We start from the raw sequence: 4,758 nt of genomic DNA on the forward strand, positions 1-4,758 counted from the left end.
GAGCGATCGCACGCGTCAATGGCGAGACCACCGACCTGTTCGGCACAGCACCGAAGCTCGCCGGCGCCAGCGTGAGTGCGGCAGGTCGCCCGCGTCTGGCGATTCAGATGATGGCCGGCCTGCTCTATCTGAAGCACGCGCACAACAAAAGCGAAGAGTCAGCCTGCAAGCGCTGGGCGGAGAAGATTTACATCCAGCACTTCATGGACGAGGAATATTTCCAGTCTTGCCTCCCGTGCGATCCGATAAACCTGGTACGGTTTCGCTAGGTAGGCGCTGGGCGAAGCGGGCGTGGAGGAGCTGCTGGCCACAACGATTGCGGTTGTGGATTGTGTCCCGATAAGACGGATAGAACGAGCAAATACGAGATTTGATATGAACTGCTTATCGCACTAACGAGTAGAACTGCTCGGCCGCAGTTTCGGCGACGCCGTTGTCATGTATTCGCTCCTTGCGGATCAGGCATGATACTTCGATGGCGAACAGGTTAATTCTGGCACATCAAAATTCTTGAAGCCCATCATCGGTTTGATAGTGCGTTTGAGGGCGCGGCGATCTTGCTCGATGATGTTGTTCAGATATTTGTTCTGGCGGATCTTGATCGGCATTGTCCGCTCAGCGTTTAGCGCTTCGAGCGCGACCATCTCAAAGTAGCGTCGCGCAGCCGCTTTGTCGCTTGCCATAGTCTGCGCCAAGCGGGCATGAAGCTCAAACGCACATCCCAATCGCACTTCTGCCAGCACCACGATCGTGGCTCGCCAATAAGCGTATGATCGCGACCGTAGCGTCCGGCGCTCAAGTTTGAGGACGCAGCGCACCGCGCCGAATGATTTTGGCACCACCGGCTCTGCTGGCGTCCGTCGCAGAGAGCGCTTAAGGCGTGGTTCGCTGAAGCTCAATGAGCGCACGCAGTTCATCGGCACTAAATCGGCCGTCCAGCACGATTTTTCCTTGCTGCCAGTTCGGAACGTTCCGTGCCTGGCTCCAATCAATCCATCCCTCGGCCCGTTTGAGAATATGTTGGGCTGTCTGGTTATTCACGCTTTTTCCTCTATCTATCATGGTCATGAGGCGAGACGACGGTTACCAGATGGCGGGGACACGAGCACAGTCAGGCAACGCAGGTGTAACTTCCAGGCCAGTAGTTCATCGATACGATTGGCCGGATGATCGCGATGCGCTCGAATTAGAAGTGCGGTTATGCATCGGTATCGATGCAGTTCATACGGACCCTACCAATCGGGCTGTACATCACCGCCGCTCCCGGATTGGCGCCTGCAAGAGATCATCGCCCAAGTTACCCGCGCAGGCTGGGCTCGGCAATCCGTTGAGCCCGCCAGCGTAATCTGGACAGTCGTCTGCGGCGACTGGTGAACGCGTTCATCGCGCTCAAGGTGATCGGGCAGCGACGTGCGAACGACTTTTCCCGAGGCGCGCCCACACCTCCTTCGGCTTGACCGCAGCGACAGCGCCTTTCATATCCGCGCGCGCATCCCTCGAGCGCCACCGTCGCCCTCAGCCGTCGATGTCGTAGGGCATGAATTCGCGATGCAATCCATCGAGTAGCTTATGGTTTTACTGTAGGGGACCTCGAATCACCGAGAATTTCAGTGAATGCTTCGCGCCACTTGGATGGCGACGAAATCCAGCTGCCGTTGTGCAGTCATCCACCGTTTCCGCGCAGTGGCGCCCGTTCTTGCGGTGATGCTCATCGGCGAACAGATCGGTGGGCGCTACGTTCTTTTGATCCGCATCCTCTTTTATCTGCTTACGATTTCACAATTTTACCAGCAGTGGTGGTTTTCCAAGGCATGCTGTAGTTCTTTACTTGCCGCACTCTCACAAAAGATCACAAGTCTACGGCAGTCCAGATTCCTGCGCCCGCAGGAAGGACAATTATTACAGCCACTCTCCGAGCTACTAGCCTGCGCTTGCAGCAGGCCGCGAAGTCCTGCGCACCGATTACCCATCTCAATGCCAACTTACACAGCTCCTGCAAATGGTGCGATCAGTCGGCTTCGGTGGAACAACATTGAGCGTCAGCAATCGTCCGCTCGCCATCGCAACAAACTTCCGCATTGCTTCACGGATTGCATCTCCGGCGCGCTCGCCTCACTACCCGAACCGACCTGTCGACGCCACGGAGAATCGTGAGCGTGAGCACGTGAAGAATCGAGAAATCGATTAGAAATTTCGCGAAAGCCGCAGGCAAACGACCAGTGGCGCCGACGAACCGCCGGACCATGTATCTTGGGTACACGGCGCGAGGTGCACGCTTGTAGACGCTAGGCCGAATACTGCCAATGCCAGCGGCGTCGCCGCCCACCGCCTTTTTTGAAACCCGCGTTGCCCGGACAAAAGCGGCTATCAGTCGTCGGCGTGCGCGGCTGTCTCCCATCCATTTGCCGTGGGCGGCCGACGAAATACAAGATCCCACCGCGATGCAGGGCAGATCTCAAACCCGCAAGATCGGAGACAGGACCATTGAAAAGGTGCCGTCGCGATTAACAATCGTTTGACGTTAATAAGGCATCCGCTATTACCTCATTCAATCTCACATCGTTCGATCACCGCGACACTCAGACGCTCGTCGAAGGCACCCGGTGGCTCACCAACATCGAGAAGGCGCGATCCGCGAAACTCCAACAGATTCAGGCTGCCGTTGATTTTGACTTCCGGCACATCCCGCGCGCGAACCTGATGGATAACAAAAATGATTTCAAAGGTCAGTACCGCATCCGAACACCCGGCAACTCCGCTTCAATTCCAACCATATTCGGCGATCGGACGATAGGCCTCGTAACATTGCCCGATCTCGAGCCCTCAGCTTATCATCGCCCGGTCGGCGCTGGGAGTGTCAATCCTGACAGGTGTTTGACTGAGCATTCTGTCGTAGGATGTCAAGAATTCGCTTTGAATGTGGCACTTCTTTGAAGGCGGCACTTGAAGATGGCATTGAGGAAAGGACCATCATCGCGGCCACGGTGATTGCTTGTGTTTAATCAAGATCGCCTCCGGTGTTCGTTCTCGGCATATTGCCGATCGGTCCATCCCACCGGCTCGCGCGTCCGAGTGGCATCGCCTACCGTTTAAGCATCGATGCACATGCCACGTCGATGCGAACGCCCAAGCGATTGGCGTCAGGCCGCAACGCCAGCCAAGAGGGATAGTAACCCATCCTATATCGCCCAACTTGAAAGTCTGATGAATCCAATTTCCCATTACGAGCCCTTCCATCTCAATGCCGCGTCTGGGCAAACCCCAGTTTCACCGTTGCATAAGCTGAAGAAGCCTGCTTTGCTCAATTCTGTGCTGGCTTACCTTCCGGCGACAGACGCGGTCGAGACATTGCGGTGCTTGAAGACAAGCCACAAGTTCCGACAAAAAATAAAAGGGCCGCAGAGCGTTTTCGCGCATCTTGAACGGATTGAAGCAGCGAAGTTTCAGCCGTCGAATGATCGAGCCACTACGATCAAACACGTGACCAGAGAGTGTACAGACGTGTTTGATAAGCTATCCCAGCAGTCTGAACTCGGATTTGCCTCGTTGATCCATTTAGCAGACCAGATGCGCACGTTTGTGAAGGATTCGGACGTTCGAGCTTTCTTCTTCCGAGAAAAGCTTGACCAGTTCATGCAATCCGGCAAGTTTTCCGACTACGACACCTTGCAAGCGCATCTCAGGATCGGCCCGCTCGGATTGTCCACCGAAAAGGCCCATCAAACCTTCTATGATCTATTGCGGCAGATCCAAGGTCAGCCTATTGAGGTGCAGGGTGCACTTCTGCTACGCCTGAGCCAATGGGCGCGCAGGCTAGGCGCCTCGCGTAAGCTTCTCGATCCAATCTTTGCCGTGTTGTCGCAGTTGCCCTGGAAAGATATTGTCGAGCTCAGTACAAAAGTTCCGGATGGCTACACGAGGCAAGAATGGCTGAGCGGGCTGCTCAGTTCGCTTCGGGAAGGTACCCTCGATAAGAGACTGGCTGCCTTGGAGGGAATCGCTAATCAGCTAAACACGGTATCGAGCGAGGAAGCGCACGCCATTATGCAGGAGTGTCTTTACGCGATATCGAATGATCCTCCGCGCGAGGCAATCGATCGGCTCTCTGGGGGAGCACAATCTAACCCGCGAGTGGATTATTTAAAGGCGTTCATCCGCAAGTCGGAACCGAAGACTTTAAAGCGATTAGGCCGCACGCTAGCGAAATGTAGAACAGGTTCGATGGATTGGTTTGTCGATCAATTCATGAAGCAAGCGCTGCAACTGCCTCCCGGCAGCGACCTTTTGGAGACGTGCATCGCCGCGAAGGAAATCGAGTTCGCGCACCAGTTAATGGTAATGTTCGAAGGACAAACCAATCTTGCGCCTGATCTTGCGAAGATATCCAACGGATTGAAGCACGCATATGCTAATAAGCAAGATTATGATTATGATTGCGCCCGCTTGCGTATCGATATGGCTGAACACTTTCTTTCTGCCTGTCTCGCAAACCTTGAGAAAGATGATCAAGGCCTTCCTAAGGTCGACGGCGATTCTGTTTGGCCGTCAATTAAGAAAACGCTTTTGGGCTACCTGCGGCGCGCGCAGGGCACAAGATTTTTATGTATATTCCGACGCAACTCTCCCGAATACGAAGAATTTAAAAAAAACCGACCGGGTCAATATAGACGACTAAAAGCATTAAAAGAGAAGCTCAAAAGCAGTTAAAGTTGAACGTCCTGCGGCCACGCCGTTAGATAGAAGTCCGCGGAACCCCGG

The 4,758-nt window shown here is 54.5% G+C and carries 3 protein-coding genes and 1 pseudogene; 2 read left to right on the forward strand and 2 right to left on the reverse strand.

Annotation, left to right across the window (positions count from 1 at the left end; translation table 11 throughout):
* Positions 1 to 269 (forward strand): transposase (locus AWB78_RS41435; protein ID WP_198399482.1); only part of this gene is annotated, 269 nt, incomplete at its 5' end.
* A 115-nt stretch (positions 270 to 384) separates the two neighbouring features.
* Here AWB78_RS41435 and AWB78_RS41440 read toward each other — a convergent pair.
* Positions 385 to 674 (reverse strand): annotated as a pseudogene (locus tag AWB78_RS41440) (DDE-type integrase/transposase/recombinase); the annotation flags it as partial.
* A gap of 199 nt (positions 675 to 873) precedes the next feature.
* Entirely contained in the window at positions 874 to 1,041 is a 168-nt protein-coding gene (locus AWB78_RS44765; RefSeq protein ID WP_232478114.1) for a hypothetical protein, read from the reverse strand.
* 2,163 nt (positions 1,042 to 3,204) lie between these two features.
* Between AWB78_RS44765 and AWB78_RS41445 the strand changes: the two genes are divergently transcribed.
* Positions 3,205 to 4,707 (forward strand): TraB/GumN family protein, encoded by a 1,503-nt coding sequence (locus AWB78_RS41445; protein WP_062612962.1) that lies wholly within the window; start codon positions 3,205 to 3,207, stop codon positions 4,705 to 4,707.
* Positions 4,708 to 4,758 lie beyond the last annotated feature (51 nt).

The organism is Caballeronia calidae (assembly GCF_900044055.2).
GTDB lineage: Bacteria > Pseudomonadota > Gammaproteobacteria > Burkholderiales > Burkholderiaceae > Caballeronia > Caballeronia calidae.